Source organism: Terribacillus saccharophilus, from assembly GCF_046592595.1.
GTDB classification, from domain to species: domain Bacteria; phylum Bacillota; class Bacilli; order Bacillales; family Amphibacillaceae; genus Terribacillus; species Terribacillus saccharophilus_C.
In genome coordinates, this window is the sequence record NZ_JAWVPF010000001.1 from 61,937 (window position 1) to 82,210 (window position 20,274).

A 20,274-nucleotide genomic window follows, 5' to 3' on the forward strand; every position below is an offset into this window, starting at 1 on the left:
CCGCCTTTATCCTTTTTTCATTGATAAGATCAAGCTGGTACACAAAAAAACCCAAACTACACCCCGCGCACAGAGTTGCCTCTGCTTCGGAATATAATTTAGGTTTTGCCTGCTTATCAGTAACAATCCTAAAGGATAGTTGTATGCTGTTGTTTTGTATTACACGCTCAATTTATCATGTAAGCGCATTATTGTCAACGCTTTCAATCTATTTTTTTTATGTGCTGATAGATATTGTTTGCTGCTGGGGTAATAGCTTTAGGTTTTAACCATTGTCTTTTTAGCACAGGATAAATTAAACAATCAGTCACCGGTACCTTCTGTCTGACATAGGCTATGGCACATGATGAGATGAAGGAGGAACCCGCTTGACGGACTTGACAATGGCCCATTGGATCTATCTGGCAGGAACACTTTTGATTATTTTAACGATGCTTGTTCGGCAGAATGTGCTGGTTCCAGCATTATTGATGACCTTCTTGGTAGGCTGGTCGTACACGGGGACGCTTGTAGAGGGATTGCAGACAACCTTTAGCGCAAGCCTCACAGCTGCCTCGGAACTATTTAATATTTTCTTGATCATTACCGTTATGACTGCCCTGCTGCAGTCTTTAAAAGCATTGCGGGCTGATGAGCGGATGATTCGCCCTTTTGGTTATATTATGACGAACGGCCATACTTCCTTTTGGGTATTGGCATTTATCACCTACTCTATCTCCCTATTCTTTTGGCCAACACCTGCAGTGCCACTAGTAGGTGCAATCCTGCTCCCTGTTGCGATCAAAGCCGGTCTGCCGCCACTAGCAACTGGCGTGGCAATGGCTATTGCCGGCCAGGGTATGGCGCTTTCTTCTGATTATATTATTAAAATCGCACCCATGCTGAGTGCTACAGCAGCTGGTGTAGATACTGCTTCAGTGGCAGACAAAGCGCTTGCACTATCGCTTATTACCGGTATAACTGCTTTGCTGCTGGCATACTTCCGCATCCGAAAAAAAATCTCTTCTCCTTCCAATGTGCATTTGGAAAGATGGAACGGGAACGATCCGTCTAGTGAAACCCATCCAGACAAAAAAACGAAGTTGAGTATCTTATTTGCGATTCTGGTGCCTTCAGCCTTTCTTATTGTCGTTATCTACATGGCCTATACGGCCTTCAGCAATACCGCTTCTCTTGAGGGCGGGGCAGGCGCAGCTCTAATCGGAGGTGCTGCTATCCTGCTCATGATTGCAGCAGCGATCGCTTACAATTGGAAAAAATCCTTGCATAATGTAAGTGACCATTTGGTAGATGGGTTCACCTTTGCATTTCGGGCAATGGGGCCGGTAATTCCAATTGCAGGCTTCTTCTTCTTGGGTAGCGGAGAAATATCTGCCAGGATATTCGGTCTGGAAGATGCTGCGCAGGCTCCTTCCTTCCTCTTTGATTTAGTAGAAGCTGGTCAGCACTATATTCCGGAGAATCCAGTCTTCGCTGGATTCGGTTTGCTGATAGTCGGCATGGTAACTGGACTGGACGGTTCAGGCTTTTCGGGACTCCCTCTCGTCGGAGCCCTTTCAGGCGCCCTAGCACCCGCTGTCGGCATGGATGCCTCTACGCTTGCTGCAATTGGGCAAATGGGAGCGGTTTGGGTTGGCGGCGGCACGCTGATCGCGTGGTCCTCTATTGTAGCGATTGCTGGGTTTGCACGGGTGCCAGTGATGGAATTAGTCCGGCAATGCTTTATCCCAGTCGTTATCGGACTTTTGCTTTCTACGACTATCGGAATTTGGTTATTGTAAGACATACAGACTTAGACATACGTGTTTTGGCCAATTCGAAAACCGTACTATTATTCTTTGTGAAGAATTAAGTACGGTTTTCGATTTATGAGATTCATCATTTTATTCACAATCTAAGAATGGACCAACCTTGCTCAACCAGGAAGAATAACGGTACATCACTATCATTTATACAGAGCATGTCTCAGCTGAGCAGCTCCCTCTTCCACAGCTTGATGTGCTTCCTCTACATCTGCTGTAAAACCAGCAAAGCCATGTATCAGACCTTCATAGTTCTTCACGAAAACATCGACACCCTCCTGCTTTAAAAGTTCAGCATATGCCTGCGCTTCATCTCGCAGCGGATCATATTGAGCTGTCAAAATAGCCGCTGGCGGCAATGCATGCAGCAGGTCTGAATGAACTGGCGATGCGTATGGATGAAAACGGTCTGCTTCTGTCCTGTAATAATGGCTTCGGAACCAATTCATCAAACGTTTGGTCAATAAATAGCCTTCTGCATTCTCCTGTAAGGATGCAGGTTCATCTCCGATATAACCTGTTGATGGATACAATAACAATTGGAATACGGGTTTTTGTCCGCTTTTTTCTTCAGCCAGCAGACATACAACAGTTGCCAAATTCCCGCCTGCACTATCCCCGCCGACAGCGATTTTATCACGTTCGATTCCCAATGCTTCTGCATTGGCAGCTATCCATTGGAAGGAATCATACGCATCTTCCACCGCTGCCGGGAATTTATGTTCCGGTGCCAGCCGGTAATCAATCGAGATTACTGTGCAATCTGCCATATTGGCAATTTCACGGCATGTTGCATCGTGCGAATCAATGCTGCCCACAACCCAGCCGCCGCCATGATAAAAAACAAGCGCGGGCTGTACTTTAGTATCAGAACGATAAATCCGGATCGGCAGCGTTCGACCCGTTAATTCGATCTGGCTGTCTTCTACTTCAGCCACATCTTGTTTAGGTCCTTCATCCTGCATTCTGGCTTGATTGCGAAACTGCTCGGGTGATACAGCTTCAAGCGGTATCGGATTAGCATTTACTTCTTTGAGAAATGCCTGTATTTTTGGATTCAAAACCATGATACTTCCCCCTTTTATTCTAATTTAATTTTCCACTATCTTACTGCAATTTAAACATCGATGCATTGCAGGTGCACCCGCCAAGGTTTACAATTAGATAATTCGATACAGATGGGGGTACAGCATGTGAAGAAATCAACGTATATCTGGTTAGGCATCGCATTATTCGCAGCAGCACTAAATTTACGTCCGGCAATCAATTCTATTTCTCCGCTTATTGAAATCATCCAATCTGAATTACATATGAATGCATCAAGTGCAAGTCTGCTCACATCCATACCTGTTTTATGTATGGGCATCTTTTCCCCAGTTGCCGCAAAATTGGCAAATCGTTTTTCCCTTGAATATGTGATTGGCTGGTCCTTAGCTGTCATCGGCGCAGGCACCATCATCCGTCTTTTCACCCATACTTCTTTCTTCCTGCTTATTACGGCTTTCCTGGCAGGTATAGGTATTGCAGCTGCTGGCCCGCTGCTTTCTGGTTTCATTAAAAAATATTTTCCTGACAATAGCGCGTTCATGATCAGTATTTATACCGCTGCTCTGGCTGTTGGTGCTGGCATTGCTTCTGGTGGTGTCGCACCTATTCAGCATCTATTCGAATCCTGGCAAATCGCTTTGGCTGCTTGGTCATTATTAGCATTGCTGGCGATCATCATCTGGGTACTCGTCGTATTACCCCAAAAAAAGAAAGACCGGGCCATCCAAACTTTCGGCGGCGCAGAAAAACTGCCGTGGAATCAGTGGAATGCCTGGCTGCTCACTTTCTCTTTCGGCGGTATGGCGTTCATTTTCTATTCCTTGACCGCCTGGCTTCCGCCTATCGTAGAAAACATGGGATACAGCAAAGTGTATGCAGCGAACCTGCTTGTCATTTTCATGGTTCTGCAAGTACCCGCCAACTTGGCTATCCCTTATCTGCTGAAGAAGATTCCAAGTCGTTTGTTCTGGCTTGTGACGGCCGCCATACTCGAGCTGATCGGCTTTGGTATGATTTTCTTATCCTTCCTGCCTTGGCTGGCAGCTTGCTTCATCGGTCTTGGTGCTGGCGGTTTGTTCGCCATGAATCTGCTGCTTCCAATTGATGTGACAACTACCCATCAGGCAGCTGCTTCCTGGTCCGCCATGGTGCAGGCAGTTGGTTATGTCATCGGATCATTTGGCCCTATCATTCTAGGTGCGGTCAATGATATGACCGGAAGCTTCTCTTATTCGATTTTTGTATTGATAGCAGTGAACCTTATAATGATTGTCATGCAGTTTCTCTCCGTCAAACGGAACTTCAAACAAGAAAAACTCGCCTCCTGACCAGAAATTGGATGATTAGCAGTTTGCTAGATTGGGTATCTTATTACTACAAACCCAATCACAAGGAGGATTCAAATCATGAGTTCATTAACAAAAGAAGTTTTCACAACATATGCCGAGGAAGATACTTTCGAGCTGGAGCCATACTTAGATCATCTGTTTGAATTGAATGAAGAAGAATCCGATAATGAATAAATAAAAAAGCAGCGGCTGCGGGGTCGCTGCTTCTTTTTTATTCACCTTTTTTCTCCTGCTGGCCTTCGAGGATCTTCTTCTGCACGAAGCGCAGATGATCGTACATTGCTGTGTGCGCTTTATATGCATCCCTTTCCTTCAAAGCTTCATATATACGTTTATGGTGCGCTACTGTCTTTTCTTTTTCCCTGACAATGATGTGGTTATTGATTTTCGCATGATATAAGAGAAGCGAGTGAATCATCCCATCGAGAATCAAGTTATTGGCACTTAAGGCAATGATCCGGTGAAATCGTTTATCTGCCTGACCATAGTTATCATCCTTCGATTCCTCGATTTCCACGATTGTTTCATAAAGCTCTTCCAGCTGTCCGTCGGTAATCTTCTCCGTTGCGATCGTAATCAGTCCAAGTTCCAATACGATCCTTGCCTCAATGATGGCTTGGATATTATCGCTTGCTAAATTAAGCATATCGGAAAAAGGCGCCGAGCCGACTTTCAGGTTGAAGTAAGTGCCCTCCCGCGTCTTGCGTGTTATGATGCCGAGGGTCTCCAATGCACTCAAGGCTTCGCGCAAAACAGTTCGGCTCACCCCGAGAATCGTGATGAATTCTGCTTCGGTCGGCAGCTTATCCCCTGGCTTCAGCTGGCCGCTTGAAAGCAGATGCAAGATCCGTTCCACCACTTGCTTGGATAATGTTTTTCTGTTCACGTGCTCCACATTCATTTGCAATGGGTCTCTCTCCATCATGTCCAACACCTTTTTATGTGATAAACCTATGATACTGGGAATGGTACTAAATTACAAACGCATACAAAAGAGCCGCATGATGCGGCTCCGAATCCATCATCGAACAAGGCATGGCTTCTTGTTGTTGAACTTCCAATCCCGAATCAAATATTGCATGGCTGCAGCATCATCGCGGGCACCGAGTCCCATGGATTTGTACAGCTTATGGGCTTCTTCAATCTGCTCCATGTCAATCTCGATTCCCAGACCAGGCTTATCCGGCACCGCTATCTTTCCTTCGATAATATCATAAGGTTCTTTCGTCAATCGCTGCCCATCCTGCCAGATCCAATGTGTATCAATAGCTGTAATATTTCCAGGCGCTGCCGCTGCGACATGTGTGAACATAGCTAAAGATATATCAAAATGATTATTGGAATGCGAGCCCCAGGTGAGTCCCCATTCATGGCACATCTGCGCCACGCGCACAGATCCCTGCATCGTCCAGAAATGCGGATCGGCAAGCGGAATGTCTACCGCCTGGGACTGGATTGCATGCCCCATCTGGCGCCAGTCAGTGGCAATCATATTCGTGGCTGTCGGCAGTCCGGTAGCTCTCCGGAATTCCGCCATGATTTCGCGTGAGGAATATCCATTTTCTGCTCCGCAAGGATCTTCTGCATAAGCGAGGATATCATGCTTTCCTTTGCAGAGACGAATTGCTTCATCCAATGACCACGCTCCATTCGGATCAAGTGTAATCCGGGCATCCGGGAACCGCTTGGCTAATGCCTCAATGGCTTGTATCTCCTCTTCACCAGCTAAAACGCCGCCCTTTAACTTAAAATCACGGAATCCGTATTTTTCATATGTCGCTTCAGCCAAACGTACGATGGATTCTGGTGTTAATGCTTCTTCATTGCGTAAACGGAACCACTCCGATGTTGCATCAGGTTCGCTTTTGTATGCAAGGTCAGTCTGTCCGCGATCACCAATATAGAACAAGTATCCCAGCACATCCACTTCACTACGCTGCTGCCCTTCCCCCAGGAGCGCAGCAGCCGGAACCTGCAGGAACTTTCCGAGCAAGTCGAGAAGTGCCGCCTCCAGTGCTGTCACAGCATGGATTGTGGTCCGCAAATCGAAGGTCTGCTCTCCTCGGCCACCTGCATCTTGATGGGCAAATTGCTGTCTTACTTGGTTGAGGATTGCCTGGTAAGAGGCGATGGACTCACCGATTACAAAGGCTTTCGCTTGTTCAAGCGTCTGCCTGATTTTCTCTCCGCCAGGTACCTCCCCGACGCCAACAGCACCAGTACTGTCCTTAAGAATAACTATGTTACGTGTAAAATAAGGGCTGTGTGCACCGCTTAGATTAAGCAGCATACTGTCCCGGCCAGCCACCGGAATCACTTGCATTTCCGTTACAGCTGGTACGTGATTGGATTTTTCTGCTTTAATATTCTCTGATACTTGATTCATGTTTGTATCCCCTTCCGGTTATTTTGTTGGCGCTTCCAATTCCACCCGCTCGATTTTTCCAACGATGAACAAATAGCTTAGGATGGCAACAAGTGCATTGGCACCGACGAAGATAAGTGCACCATTAAAGGAACCTGTCGCATTGACGATATAACCAATGATGATCGGCGTTGTAATAGAAGCAATGTTCCCAAATGTATTGAAAAGACCGCCGCTGACACCCGCTGTTTGCTTTGGTGATGTATCTGAAACAACTGCCCAGCCTAATGCTCCAAATCCTTTTCCAAAGAATGCAAGGGACATGATGACAACTACAAGCCATGCAGCATCCACGTAGTTACAGATAATCATACTGCAGGAGAGCAGCATTCCGATAATAATCGGAGTCTTACGTGCAATCGTCAGCGAAAGGTTTTTCCGAAGCAAAAAGTCTGAGAACATTCCGCCAAGGATTCCCCCTAGGAATCCGCATATCGCTGGAAGGGAAGCAATGAATCCAGCCTCAAGAATTGACATGCCGCGTCCTTGAACTAAATAGACAGGGAACCAAGTGAGGAAAAAGTAGGTCAGTGTCGTAATACAATACTGCGCAATATAAATACCGATCAGCATCCGTTTTTTCAGCAGCTGTTTGATAAATGGCCATTGAGATTGTTTTTCCCCGGTGTTTTCCTTCTTCTGATCCATATCCACGACTCCGCCGCCAGCTTCGATATACTCAATTTCTGCTTGGTTGGCTCGTGGATGCTCTCGTGGATTACGGATTACTTTCAGCCAAACCAAAGCCAAAGCAATACCGATTGCCCCCATTACATAGAAAACAGATTCCCAGCCAAATCTGTATGTCAGCCACCCCATCAGCGGTGAAAAGATGACGAGTGCAAAATACTGTGCTGAATTAAAGATAGCAGATGCTGTTCCGCGCTCATTACTCGGGAACCAAGCTGCAACAACTCGGCTGTTTCCTGGAAATGATGGCGCTTCAGCAAAACCAACAAGGAAACGGAGCGCGAACAAGACAATGATGGCTGTGCCTGCGGCAAAAAATCCAATTGCTCCTTGCAGCAAGGTGAATATTGACCAGAACAGGATACTCATACCGATGACAAGCTTAGAACCGAACTTATCGAGTAATATCCCGCCCGGTATCTGCCCGATTACATAAGCCCAGCCGAATGCAGAGAACACATAACCCATACTAACGGCATTTAATCCAAGATCTGACTGCAGCGCATCTCCTGCTATACTGATCGTCGCACGGTCAGCATAGTTGACGGATGTAACTAGGAACAACATCAAGACAATAAACCAACGGACCTTCGTTTTTTTCATCTGTGTATTCTGCAGGTTGTCTCTGACTTTATCCATATGCTCATTCCTCCGCTCTATTGTAAGCGTTATCAATAATCATGAAGGAAAAAGGGCCGAAAATAGCCCTCTATCCTTTTACAAATACAGTCTTGATGCTCGTAAAGAACTCCTTGGCGGCTTCTCCCTGTTCCCTTGAATGGGAGCTTGACTGCTTCATGCCGCCGAATGGAGCCTGCAGCTCTACCCCTGCGCTTTCTGCATTGACACGGACAAGCCCTGCCTCCATATCTTCCACAAACTGCAGGAATCGACCTATGTTCTTCGTAAAAATGGATGCACTCAACCCGAATTTTACATCATTCGCCACTTCTATTGCTTTTTCCTCTGAATCCACCTTGATCAGCGCGATGACCGGACCAAAAATCTCCTCCTGAGCAATCACCATATCATTTGTTACATCCTCAAAGATCGTCGGCTGAACGTAAAAACCTTTCGCATAATCTCCATCTGTCAGCTGCTCGCCGCCCAGGATAAGCTTAGCACCTTCTTTAAGACCCTTTTCGATATAATGAAGGCAGTTTTCCAGCTGTGCTTCACTCGCAATCGGCCCAAGCCATACATCCTGCTCGAGGCTGTTACCAATGGTGATTTCTTTTGTTTTTTCAATCAGTCGATCCCGGAATGTATCATATATCGGTGCTTCTACGATGACTCTGCTTGTCGCCGTACATTTTTGTCCGGTAGATCGGAATGCTCCGCTGATTGTCGCATCCACCGCCTGTTCGATATCTGCATCAGCAGCAACGATGACTGGATTTTTCCCGCCCATCTCCAGCTGGTATTTTGCTCCTCTCTCCAATGCCGTCAAGCCAATGCCTTTTCCTACATTATTGGATCCGGTAAATGTAATGCCATTTACCTTTGGATGCTCTGCCAATCCCTTTCCGATGACTGAACCAGCACCCGTTACTAGATTGATAACTCCTTTAGGGAAACCTGCAGCTTCAAAGCACTCAACTATCTTGATTGCCGTAATAGCAGTCTCAGAAGCCGGTTTGAACACGACTGTGTTTCCGTAGATTAGCGCAGGTGCCATTTTCCAAATTGGTATCGCAACAGGGAAGTTCCATGGAGCAATGACACCGACAACCCCTAATGGAACACGCGTTGTATACATGAAGGCACCGGGATCGGTCGATGGAATGACATCACCGGTCTTCCGCATCCCTTCCGCTGCATAATACTTCAATATAGCAATGCCGCGCTGCGTTTCACCTCGAGCCTCCGGCAGTGTTTTTCCCATTTCTTTTGTGGCAGTTTCGGCAATCTCTTCCGCCCGTTCCTCCAGGATAGCTGCAGCCCGATAAAGGAATTCTCCTCTGGCAGCTCCGGATAGGCTTCGCCATTCCTTCCGTGCGGAATCCGCTGCTTCAACAGCCGTATCCAGATCTGCAGCCGTGGAACTCTGGATCTGACCGACAGGGTTGCTTGTGTCTGCTGGATTGATGACTGTGATCTGCTCTGCTGATTCTGATTCCTGCCATTCACCATTGATAAAGTTACGGTATACACTCGTTGTTACATTTGTCGCCATGTATTAGCTCTCCTTTATCTCTGATATTTTCTGCTTGCGCGGGTATTTGTCCAGGGCTTTCGAAAGGATCTGTTCCATTTCGTTATAATGTTCTTTCGTTACAGGCACAACTGGAGGACGAACATATCCTCTTGTCTGCAAGCCGATGATTTCCATTCCCGCTTTGATCAAGGAAACGGCATAGCCTTTCCGCTGTTTTCGTATACTGTTGATCGGCAGGATGACATCCGCATATAATGCATCCAGCGTGTCCTGATCTCCTGCTAGTAATGCCTCATAATACATTCGGGATATATGCGGGATATAATTTGATATGGCAGACGAATAAGTCGTTATACCAAGCGGCACGTACGCAGGCATTGTGACCTCTGCCATCGGCATTCCGTTCAGGAAGTCCAGTCTTCCTTTGAATTCCTGTGTCAGGCAAATATTCAAATCCATATTCCCGATGCCGTCCTTAAATCCTTTCAATTGTGGAAAAGCTGCCAGTCTCCTGACTGTCTCGACAGAATAGATAGCATTATCCCTCTGATAAATGATCGCATCCAGATTTGGAGCACTCTCGAATATTTCTTTCGCATACTGATAAAGTCCTTCCTGCTCCCCTTGAATCAAATAAGGCGGAAGCAGCAAATATCCGTCAGCACCTTTTTCCTCTGATATTGCAGCTAGTTCAACAGCAGTGCGAAGATTTCCGCCGACCCCTGTGTAAATCGGTACCCTGCCTGCAACTGCTTCCATCGCTGTATCCAGCATCACTTCATACTCTTTTTTATCCAACGATTGAAATTCACCTGATCCACAAGCGATATAAATAGCATCCAGCCCTTCTTCCACAAGAAAGCTGATATTCTCAAACAATGCTTGTTCATCAAGCTTTCCAGTTTCGGTAAATGGTGCCACTGGAAACCCTAAAATGCCTTTGGCTATTCCTCCTGATTGTCCCATAGCGTACCTCCTCGAGTAAGCGTTATCATTTCCGTTTGTTTAATTGTATTACAAATAGACAAAAGTGCAAATGACTTTTTGCGACTTAAAAATTACAGTTGAAAAAAGTGATAAAGGAAAAAACAATCTTCAAAATAAATACAGCATACATGCCATAAAAAACAGCAAAAAAAAAGGGACTTAATCCCCAACCATTTTTTCTTTCGTATTCTGGTTTCACTTCATTAGCAAACGGTTATACAATAACTAACCCCCCATATCTTAATCAGTTACAAAATGTTCAACATACATCCAATGAATCCGTTCATTGGATATTTTTTTGCAAAAAAAAAGAGCTCTAAAGGCTCTTTTCTAGACGCTGAAATCTTCCTGAATAAATCCGCCGTAGAACTTGTTTGAAGGCACTTCATAACCAGTAACAGTACCGAATTTCCGCATCATGACAGCATTCCATGCCAGGAACCAGGTTCGATCCTCCCGCAGTCCATCCAGCATCATCGGCGTAACTTCCACTTGACCATCAAAAAGATGGGCGCCAAGTGCGGCAAGTTTCTGTAAATCCCCTGTCAGCTCATATTCGGCTAGCATCTGACGATAGTCAAACTGACAGCTGTCAAACTTGAAGTATGGCTTGAACAGCTTGTATAATCTGCTGTCACCCGCCATCAGATATAGAACAGCAAGGCAGCCTTTATGCTGCAATACTTCTGCATTTCGGATTCCAGCACGCAAATCCTGATATTTGATCTCGTGATCCTCATCGTGGAATTTGATATACACGGCCACCCCTCCTTTCCATAAACAGCTTATCTGGTAGTAGGAATCTTTTCCCTTTCCTTCTGAAAGACAAACAAAAACCCTGTCCGGCGGACAGGGTTTTGGGATATCAGGAAGATGTATAAGACCCTCCATTGATATGGATTGCTTGACCAGTCATATAAGAAGCTTCATCAGATGCAAGCATCACATATGGCCAAGCATGCTCAGAAGGCTGACCCGGACGTCCCATCAAGCTGTCCTGTCCGAACTGTTCAATCTTATCTTCCCCGATAGTTGCCGGGATGAGCGGCGTCCAAACCGGACCAGGTGCAACAGAGTTAGCACGGATTCCTTTCTTGATAAGGCTTTGCGCGATACTGCGCGTCCAAGCTGTAATAGCACCTTTTGTCGCAGAATAATCCATAAACATTGGGTTTCCACGATAAGCATTGATGGAAGACGTGCTGATGATGGAGTCCCCGGCTTTCATATGACGCACAGCTGCTTTTGTCAGGTAGAACTGAGAGAAGAAGTTGACACGGAATACTTCCTCAAACTGTTCAGAGGAAATCTCAAGCACATCTTCCCGCACATATTGAATTGCTGCGTTATTCACTAAGATATTGATCTTGCCGAATTCTTCCACTGTCTTTTCAACTAGGCTGATACAATGTTCTTCATCCTTGATGTCACCTGGCAGCAGCAAGCAGCGCTTGCCTTCTGCTTCTACAAGACGTTTTGTTTCTTCGGCATCTTCCGTTTCATCAAGGTAAGAGATTGCGACATCTGCGCCTTCTTTTGCGTAAAGAATGGCAACAGCACGGCCGATACCGGAATCACCACCCGTGATGAGCGCTGCTTTTCCTTCCAATCTGCCAACACCCTTGTAATCAAGCGGCTGATGCGGCAGCGGATCCATTTTTGCTTCGATTCCCGGCTGACGGTCCTGCTGGTGCGTACTAGTTGATCCATTCATCATATCTTTCGGTTCCATAGAAAAGTCTCCTTTGTATCGTAAGTGATACAATACCTTTCCACATCCTCCTTGGAATGAAACGTTGAACCGAAAGTAAAACTGTGAAGCTTTTTCTTATCACCTGCTGACACGAAGCACTTTCGCCTCATAAGGTTCCAGTTGAATTTCTCCTTCTGCGTCCCCTCCATCGAGCACGTTTTCATACACTTGATCGAGCTGTATATTTCGCGATTCTTCACTGAAATTCATGACAAAGACAAAGGAGGATGTTGTGTTATAGCGTACTTGGATGGATACTCCTTCTTGCTTCGTAATTCCGACTGGCGAGTGAATCTGCTCTGTTTTCAGTATCTCGGCATAAAAATCATCCTGGAATGTATCTTCCAATCTAGCACCGATATAATAAGCATGGCCTTCTCCATAGGCATTTTCAGTAACAGCAGCTGTCCCTTTATAGAAATCCTCTTCATATTTTCCTAAAGCCCCCGCGCCGCTGAGCTCCAGAACTGTCGCATAATCCCTTACTTCATAGTGTTTTCCTCTATGAGATACTTGATTGCGGTCTCGCGGATACAGTGTATCCGTTTCGGTTGGACGTATTCCGAAAACAGCTGTCAACTTCTCCTGCCATGCTCCTTTATGGACAAGATCATGTTCATTTACCACTCCACTGATATATGTCATAACTAGCTTTCCGCCGTTTTTCACAAATGTCTCCAGTTTTTCTGCTGTCCTATCGTCCATCATGTAAAGCATCGGAACGACTAAAAGCTTATACTTGGAAAAATCGTGATCCTTCATGATGATATCCACCGGTATATCCCGCTTCCAAAATGGACGGTAATGCGCATGCAACGTTTGTATATACTGCTTGGAATCCAATCCGTACCCCTGTGCATCTTCTAACGCCCAGTCGTTTTCCCAATCATACAAGAGTGCCACATCTGCCGCACGATGCGTTCCCTTTAGGGCTGCAAGCTTTGCCATCTGCTTGCCCAGCTCTGCAACTTCCCGGAATACACGATTATCTGGTGAACGATCATGATCGACGACTGCCCCATGGAATTTCTCAGTTGATCCTCGAGATTTACGCCATTGGAAATAGAGGATGCTATCTGAGCCATGAGCAAGCATCTGCATCGAAGCAAGGATATGCATGCCTGGCCGTTTTGCTTTGTTCACTGGATGCCAATTGACAGCACTCGGTGTATTTTCCATCAGCAGAAACGGCTGATCTTTCAGCGTGCGGTACAAATCATCAATAAATCCAACCTTCATCGCAAGCTCAGCTGTTGGTTCCCAATCATTATGCCAAGTCGGATACGCATCCCAGCTGATCACATCAATTTTATCTGCAAAACGATTATAATCCAGTCCGCGGAATGGAATCAGATCGGGTGTATCAGCCATGAAATTCGTCGTAACTGGGATATCCGGTGTAATCTCGCGTATCGGGATCATCTCATTTTCCATGAAACGGACTGTTTGGTCTGTCGAGAAGCGTCGCCAATCCAATCGCAATCCATGTACTCCATCCTCCCCGTTAGGCGAAGGAGATTCTACCTGCTCCCAATTTGTAAACGTATGACTCCAGAACGGTCCCCACCAGGCATCGTTCAAAGCTTCCAGACTTCCGTCGTATTTCTCTTTCAGCCATTCACGAAAAGCAGCCTGGCAATTTTCACAATGGCAGTCACCGCTGTATTCATTAGATATATGCCATAGCAGCAGAGCTGGATGCTTTCCATACCGCTCTGCCAGTTTCCGATTTATCTTCTCTGTTTTCTTCAGATACGTTGGAGAAGTAAAACAGTGGTTATGCCTGCCGCCATGCAGCTGCTTTACCCTAGCTGCATTCACCCGCAGTACATCGGGATATTTTTGGGACATCCATGCAGGACGCGCACCGCTTGGTGTAGCCAAAATCACTTTACCGCCAAAAGAATGTATGTCATCAAAAACTTTATCCAGCCATTCGAAATCGTACATATCCTCTTCCGGTTCCAAAGCACTCCAAGCGAAAATGCCGACCGAGAAAGTGTTCGTATGCGCCAGCTGCATGAGTTCGATATCTTCTCTTAGAATCTCAGGATATTTCAGCCACTGATCTGGATTGTAATCTCCTCCGTGCAGTAAAAAAGGTGCTTTTAACTCACGCTTCGATTGTTTCATTTTCTTCTCTCCCTTTTCTCGTTATCCTTTCGTTCCGCCCGTTGTAAGTCCGGAAACAAAGTTCCGCTGCAGCAGCAGGAAGACAATCGCGATCGGAATACTGATCAGAATGGCTCCGGCAGCAAACGTCGTATAGCTTGCTCCCATTACTTCATTTACTAAATTAAATAGCCCAATTGGAAGCGTATAGGATTCCGTCGTTCGCAGGATGACAGAAGACAAAACAAAATCACCTAATGGCACCGTGAATCCATTCATGGCTACAACTGCAAGCATCGGCTTCGATAAAGGCATGATGATTTGCCAAAATGTACGGGTGAAGCCTGCACCATCAATCCGTGCACTCTCATCAAGCTCCATCGGGATAGAATCCATATAACCTTTCATTAAATACGTATTCATCGGTATCAATCCCCCGATATACAGCAGTATCAGCAGCCAATGGCTGTTGACCATATCCAGCATCTGCGCAAGCACAAAAAGTGCAATCAGGGCAGAAAATTGCGGGATCATTTGAAGTAGCAAAAAGACGGTCAACGTATTCTTCTTGCCTTTAAAACGGAATCTCGAAAAAGCATAGCCTGTGAACGATACACTGATGATGGCACCAAGCATCGTGAAAAAGCTGATTTTAACCGAATTGATATACCACTGCACATAAGGCAGAGAAGCAGAGCCTTCGAACAGCTCTTTATAATGTGCCAGTGTCGGGTTCTTTGGAATGATAGATGTACTGATCAAACTGTTTCCAGGATTAAAGCTTGCCCCGATTGTCCATGCAAGCGGATACAAAATCAAAATTGACATCACAATCAGTACACCATAGGAAAATGTAAGACGAATCATTCGGGATCGATTGCGCATGCTCATGCTCCTTCCTTGAATGTACTAGATTTTCGGAACTGCCATAACGCAATGGACACAACAACAACAGATAGCATAATGGTCAAGGCAGCCGCCAAAGCATATTGACTGGACTGCATCGTTAATTTATAAATCCACGACACTAAAATATCTGTACCGCCCGCAGTCGAATCCGGAACGGCAGGACCCCCTGCATTGAATAGATAGATAATATTGAAGTTATTAAAGTTGAATGTGAATTGCGTAATGATGATGGGCGAGATCGACAACAGAATCATTGGCATAGTGATGTGGCGGAATTTCGAAAAGACAGATGCCCCATCGATTGTCGCCGCTTCATACAAATCCTCGGGTATCGACTGCAGCACACCAGTTGTCACCAGGAAGATGTACGGGAAACCGAGCCACCCTTGCATCATAATGAGTGCAAATCGTGCCCAATTCGGATCGGTGAGCCAAGGAATGGCATCAATACCGAGCGCGGCAAGGATATCGTTGTTCACTGCTCCGAAGCTGTCATTAAACAAGCCTGCAAAAATCAAAATGGTGACGAAGCCAGGAACTGCCCAAGGCAGAACGAGGATCGTACGAAAAAGTTTCTTGAAACGTATTTCCTTCTGGTTTACCACAACAGCGAGAAAGATGCCTAATGCCACCTGCAGTGTGGAAGCTACGATAGTCCACACCACCGTCCACGCAAGGACATCAAAGAAGGTGGAACGCCAAATGTCCACGGTGAAGATCTCCTTGAATGTACTGAAACCAACCCATTCAACTAGTTTAGCTGGCGGTGAATTATACAGATCATAATTCGTGAAGGCGATCGCAAAGCTGAAAAGAATTGGAAAAACGACCGCGAACAACAACAGCAGAAATGCCGGTCCGCTGATCAAATACGGATAGCCTTTTAGCAGCACATGCTGATATTGCTGCCGGAGTGTATACAGTGTCTGCTGGTTATCTCGCATAACACCCGTTTTATAGGCATCCCGCAAATTTAAATAATAGACAATCAATCCCAGGAAAATGACAATCAACGCAATGAGTCCTTCTGCCAGCAGGAAAATAGAGTTGTCTCGCGGTATTTCTGTACCAAGCGTGACAATGCCCCAAAGCCCCATATTTAGCAGATCTTTAAACGCAATAAAGAAAGAAACGGTTACCAGCAGAAACAATAAGCCTTTCAGCCATTGCCGATGATAAAACTGCCCGAAACCTGGTATGATCGAGAGCAACAATGCTACTTTACGATGCTGCATGCCTATTCCTCCTCGTACATAGGAAATACGCGCCGGCACAATGCCGGCGCGTCCCTATCATTTTCCGCCGTGATTTGCCTCTATTTGACCTTCAATGGATTTTACCGCTTGATCAAGCGCTTCCTTCGGCTCTGATTTTCCGGTTGCAATTGTCTGCAGTGCTGCATCAGCTGGTTTCCATACTTCATTCATTTCCGGTATACCAGGTGTCAGATCAGAGAACTGTGATTGTTCCGCAATCGCCTTGGATGCTTCACTTTCCATTACTTCCTGATCCTCAGCCAACGTCTTCACTGCTGGAACTTCTTTTGTTTTTTCATAACGAACCTTCGACACTTCTTCACTGCTCAAATACTTCACCAGCTCTTCTGCAAGCTCAGCATTTTTGGAGAATGTACTCACGTTATAGCTTTTGACTCCGATAAATGCGCGCATGTTTTCCCCATTGGAGAGCTTAGGCAAAGACGCAATGCCGTAATTGACTCCTGCTGATTCAAATGGTTCCAGATTCCATGGACCAGATATGATAGCGGCAGCTTTTCCTTCTGTAAACAGCGACTCGATCACATTGATACCTTGCTCACCCACCATACCTGCTGGGAAGATCTTCTCATCGTAGAAGCGTTTGATTTCAGTTGCCCCTTCTACAGCTCCTTCATTATTCAATCCGATATCTTCCGGATTAAATGTACCGTCACTGTTCTTGCCAAAGACGTATCCTCCATAGCCACTCAGTACGCTATTGGCGTAATAAGTCTGATCAAACTGCGCCAGAAAACCGTAATTCTCTCCTTGTCTTACTTCCTTGGAATAATTGAACCATCCCTCCAAGTCCTGCGGCAGCTCTTCTTCGGATATAATGTCTTTGTTATAGTAAAGCATCGTCGTTTCAACAGCCTTTGGAAGACCATACACTTTGCCATCCACAATTTGTGACTCCATGGCTGATTCTGTGTAGGAGGATTGAAGTGTTTCATCAACAGCTATTTCTTTTACCAAGCCCTCTGTCACAGCTGAGCCCATTTGATCTCCCGGCATTGTGAATACATCCGGTCCCGAACCGCCCGGGCCGTCCAAGCGTAAATCTTCTAACTGCTGTGCATAGTTCTTCTCAATAACCTCTACCGTCACATCATGTTCTTTTTCAAATTCAGCAATAGCGTCTTCAATACCGATGGCTTTCTCTTTATCTTCCCAAATAATTAATTTGTCACTTTTCTCCGACTCACTTCCTTCTGTCCCGCTCTCTTGCGGGCCACACCCAGCCAGCAATACTCCCGTCATTAAACCAGATACCAAGCCAAGCACAAGCTTCTTCTTTTTCACTCGACCCCACTCCTTTTATTGAAAGCGTTTACAACAATAAACATAGCACTATAGTAATCTTAAGTAAACAATTATTTTACTTAAATCGAGTAAAAAATTTACGCAAACAAAAAACGACCTTTTTAGTCAGCCGTTTTCGTCAATGTACTCTTTCTTTCGACAATCTCTCCAGTCAGGAGTACTGTCTTAGATAATGTCCGCTTACTCACTATTTGTTCCAAAAGCAAATCGATAGCCGTCTTGCACACTTCACTCAAATCAATACGAATGGTCGTCAAAGGCGGTGAAACGTATTTTGCCACACTGATGTTGTTGATACTGATGACACTTACCTGTCCCGGTATAGCGATACCCGCCTCATTCAATGCCTGGAGCATACCAACTGCAATCGGATCGGCCGCTGCGACGAATGCACTTGGCAGTACAGCCAGTTCATCAATCGCTTTCTTCATTAAGCCATAACCATTTTCAACACTGAAACCACGTCTGCACAGAACTGATTGATCATCCAAGATACCCTTTTTCCCCATATACGACCGGAAGCTCTTCTCTCTAAGGTCCATCTCATCCGCCATCGTATCCGGATTTTGAAAGGTTCCGCCAATGAAGCCGATTTGCCGGTGCCCTCGCTCGAGCAAATGGTCTATCTGCTTCCTTGTCATCCATTCCAGATCAGGCCGTACAGCATCGTAATGATCCGGATCCGGGGCCGAATCAACAAAAACACCACTTCCGCTAAGGGCTTGGAGTTTTTTGTGCTCCGCTTCCGTAAAGCTCCCGACTGCCAGGAAACCTTGGATCGTATCAGGGACAGCATCTATTCCGCCTTCTTTTTTGTATAAGGTCAACTCGACATTTCGTTCTTTCGCACATTGTTCGAGCGCCTTACGCATCGTCTTGAAGTATACATCTTCCAACTCTTCTGTATCCGTCACCCAATAGAGAAAAGCTATTTGTTTGATGCGTATATGCACTTCCTTCTTCCGGTAGTTCAGCCGTTCTGCCACAGCGAATATTTTATCCTTTGTCTCTTCGGTTACGGACAAACTTTCATCATGGTTCAGCACTCTGGAAACCGTGGAAACGGAATACCCCACTTCATTCGCAATATCTTTGATTGTCGCCAATTTCTCTCACCTCTTCTGTCTTGAATTATGACAGATAAACAATAATTAGTAAACTTTTTACTAAAGTTTGTACTGTTCATATTTGGAAGTTCTTCTTGCTTCCTCTTTCGCCTTATAGTAAACTATCCCTAACTTAGTTAATTAAATTAATAAAGTTCACTTAGGAGGAATCATAATGACGTTTCATTCGACTTTAACAGCTTCATTTCAAGAGATCTTCCAAACCGCTGAAACACCACGCCAATTCTTTGCTCCTGGCAGAATCAACCTCATTGGCGAGCACACTGATTATAATGGCGGACACGTATTTCCGGCTGCAATCTCCTATGGCACGTATGCATTAGCTGTAAAACGCAGTGACAACATACTCAGATTTTTCAGTATGAATTTTTCTGAAACCGGTATCATTGAACGGACATTAGATGATCTTGCCTACCGATCAGAAGATGATTGGGCCAATTATCCAAAAGGCGTTCTGCTTTATTTGCAGCAAACTACCCATAAGATAACATCTGGGCTGGATATCCTTTTTTACGGGGATATCCCGAACGGAGCAGGTCTTTCCTCTTCCGCTTCCATTGAACTAGTCACAGGTGTTTTAGTCGATAGCATTTACGAACTTGATATGGAACGGATTCCACTTGTACAGCTCGGGCAACGGGTAGAGAACGAATATATCGGCGTGAACAGCGGCATCATGGATCAATTCTCGGTAGGAATGAGCAAGCAAGGGCATGCAATCTTGCTTGACTGCAACACATTGGCTTACGAGCATGCACCCGTGGATTTGTCTGAACATGTCATTCTGATTGCCAATACAAATAAGCAACGAACCTTATCCGGCTCAAAATATAATGAACGCCGATCAGAATGTGAAGCGGCTCTGAAGGATTTGCAGCAAGAATTAAAGATTGATAGTCTTGGAGAACTTACACCAGATACGTTTGAACAGCACCAAACATTGATCAGTAATCCCGTCCACGTCAAACGGGCACGTCATGCTGTATATGAGAATAACCGCACAATCGAAGCTTTGAAAAAACTCCAAAAGCATGATTTGGCTGCATTCGGGGAATTAATGAATGACTCGCATCGTTCACTGCGGGATGATTATGAAGTGACAGGACAGGAACTCGATACGATTGTCGAAGCAGCCTGGGCACAGGATGGTGTCCTTGGTGCTCGAATGACTGGTGCTGGATTCGGCGGCTGTGCTATTGCATTAGTAGAAAGGGATAAAGCAGAAGCCGTCCAAGCAGGTATCCAGAAGCACTATAAAGAAAAAATCGGATATGAAGCAACCTTCTATACCGCGACAATTGGTGACGGTGCAAAGGAACTAGCATAAAGGATG

Annotated in this window: 16 protein-coding genes; 3 read left to right on the forward strand and 13 right to left on the reverse strand. The window is 45.6% G+C overall.

Annotation, left to right across the window (positions count from 1 at the left end):
- The first annotated feature begins 368 nt into the window (after positions 1–368).
- A complete protein-coding gene (locus tag SFC25_RS00290; RefSeq protein ID WP_411213297.1) occupies positions 369–1,781 on the forward strand; it encodes a hypothetical protein in 1,413 nt (470 codons plus the stop codon).
- 164 nt (positions 1,782–1,945) lie between these two features.
- Here the strand turns inward: SFC25_RS00290 and SFC25_RS00295 are convergent, their stop codons facing one another.
- Positions 1,946–2,869, reverse strand: a complete 924-nt coding sequence (locus SFC25_RS00295; RefSeq protein WP_411213298.1) for an alpha/beta hydrolase — start codon at positions 2,867–2,869, stop codon at positions 1,946–1,948.
- Between the two features lie 126 nt (positions 2,870–2,995).
- On the opposite strand from SFC25_RS00295, the gene SFC25_RS00300 reads away from it, so the two are divergent.
- The gene (locus SFC25_RS00300) at positions 2,996–4,177 is read left to right on the forward strand and encodes an MFS transporter (protein WP_411213299.1); all 1,182 of its coding nucleotides are present in this window, start codon (positions 2,996–2,998) and stop codon (positions 4,175–4,177) included.
- Positions 4,178–4,409: 232 nt separating this feature from the next.
- On the opposite strand, the gene SFC25_RS00305 is transcribed toward SFC25_RS00300, so the two are convergent.
- The 12 genes from SFC25_RS00305 to SFC25_RS00360 all read right to left on the reverse strand — a co-directional run bounded on the left by SFC25_RS00305 (position 4,410) and on the right by SFC25_RS00360 (position 18,920).
- Positions 4,410–5,120 (reverse strand): FadR/GntR family transcriptional regulator, encoded by a 711-nt coding sequence (locus SFC25_RS00305; protein WP_411213751.1) that lies wholly within the window; start codon positions 5,118–5,120, stop codon positions 4,410–4,412.
- 99 nt (positions 5,121–5,219) lie between these two features.
- Positions 5,220–6,584: a glucarate dehydratase gene (gene gudD / locus SFC25_RS00310; protein ID WP_411213300.1), complete on the reverse strand. Its 1,365-nt coding sequence runs from the start codon at positions 6,582–6,584 to the stop codon at positions 5,220–5,222.
- Between the two features lie 18 nt (positions 6,585–6,602).
- Positions 6,603–7,916, reverse strand: coding sequence for an MFS transporter (locus SFC25_RS00315; RefSeq protein WP_411213752.1), 1,314 nt, complete (start codon positions 7,914–7,916; stop codon positions 6,603–6,605).
- A gap of 106 nt (positions 7,917–8,022) precedes the next feature.
- Entirely contained in the window at positions 8,023–9,489 is a 1,467-nt protein-coding gene (gene gucD, locus SFC25_RS00320) for an alpha-ketoglutaric semialdehyde dehydrogenase GucD (RefSeq protein WP_411213302.1), read from the reverse strand.
- Positions 9,490–9,492: 3 nt separating this feature from the next.
- Positions 9,493–10,437 (reverse strand): 5-dehydro-4-deoxyglucarate dehydratase, encoded by a 945-nt coding sequence (gene kdgD, locus SFC25_RS00325; RefSeq protein WP_411213303.1) that lies wholly within the window; start codon positions 10,435–10,437, stop codon positions 9,493–9,495.
- A gap of 351 nt (positions 10,438–10,788) precedes the next feature.
- The gene (locus tag SFC25_RS00330) at positions 10,789–11,217 is read right to left on the reverse strand and encodes a hypothetical protein (protein WP_411213304.1); all 429 of its coding nucleotides are present in this window, start codon (positions 11,215–11,217) and stop codon (positions 10,789–10,791) included.
- A 106-nt stretch (positions 11,218–11,323) separates the two neighbouring features.
- A complete protein-coding gene (locus SFC25_RS00335; protein ID WP_093880730.1) occupies positions 11,324–12,190 on the reverse strand; it encodes an SDR family oxidoreductase in 867 nt (288 codons plus the stop codon).
- 99 nt (positions 12,191–12,289) lie between these two features.
- Positions 12,290–14,344 carry a beta-galactosidase gene (locus SFC25_RS00340; protein WP_411213305.1) on the reverse strand — a complete coding sequence of 685 codons (2,055 nt, stop codon included), beginning with the start codon at positions 14,342–14,344 and terminating at the stop codon, positions 12,290–12,292.
- A 21-nt stretch (positions 14,345–14,365) separates the two neighbouring features.
- A complete protein-coding gene (gene ganQ, locus SFC25_RS00345) occupies positions 14,366–15,214 on the reverse strand; it encodes a galactooligosaccharide ABC transporter permease GanQ (protein ID WP_411213307.1) in 849 nt (282 codons plus the stop codon).
- Positions 15,211–16,467: a carbohydrate ABC transporter permease gene (locus SFC25_RS00350; protein ID WP_411213309.1), complete on the reverse strand. Its 1,257-nt coding sequence runs from the start codon at positions 16,465–16,467 to the stop codon at positions 15,211–15,213. Before SFC25_RS00350 ends, ganQ begins: the two co-directional genes overlap by 4 nt.
- Before the next feature lie 57 nt (positions 16,468–16,524).
- Positions 16,525–17,793, reverse strand: a complete 1,269-nt coding sequence (gene ganS, locus SFC25_RS00355; RefSeq protein WP_486389255.1) for a galactooligosaccharide ABC transporter substrate-binding protein GanS — start codon at positions 17,791–17,793, stop codon at positions 16,525–16,527.
- A 122-nt stretch (positions 17,794–17,915) separates the two neighbouring features.
- Complete coding sequence (locus SFC25_RS00360; protein WP_411213311.1) at positions 17,916–18,920, reverse strand: LacI family DNA-binding transcriptional regulator; 1,005 nt, start codon at positions 18,918–18,920, stop codon at positions 17,916–17,918.
- Between the two features lie 175 nt (positions 18,921–19,095).
- Between SFC25_RS00360 and SFC25_RS00365 the strand changes: the two genes are divergently transcribed.
- Positions 19,096–20,268, forward strand: coding sequence for a galactokinase (locus SFC25_RS00365; RefSeq protein WP_411213313.1), 1,173 nt, complete (start codon positions 19,096–19,098; stop codon positions 20,266–20,268).
- The last annotated feature ends 6 nt before the right edge of the window (positions 20,269–20,274 follow it).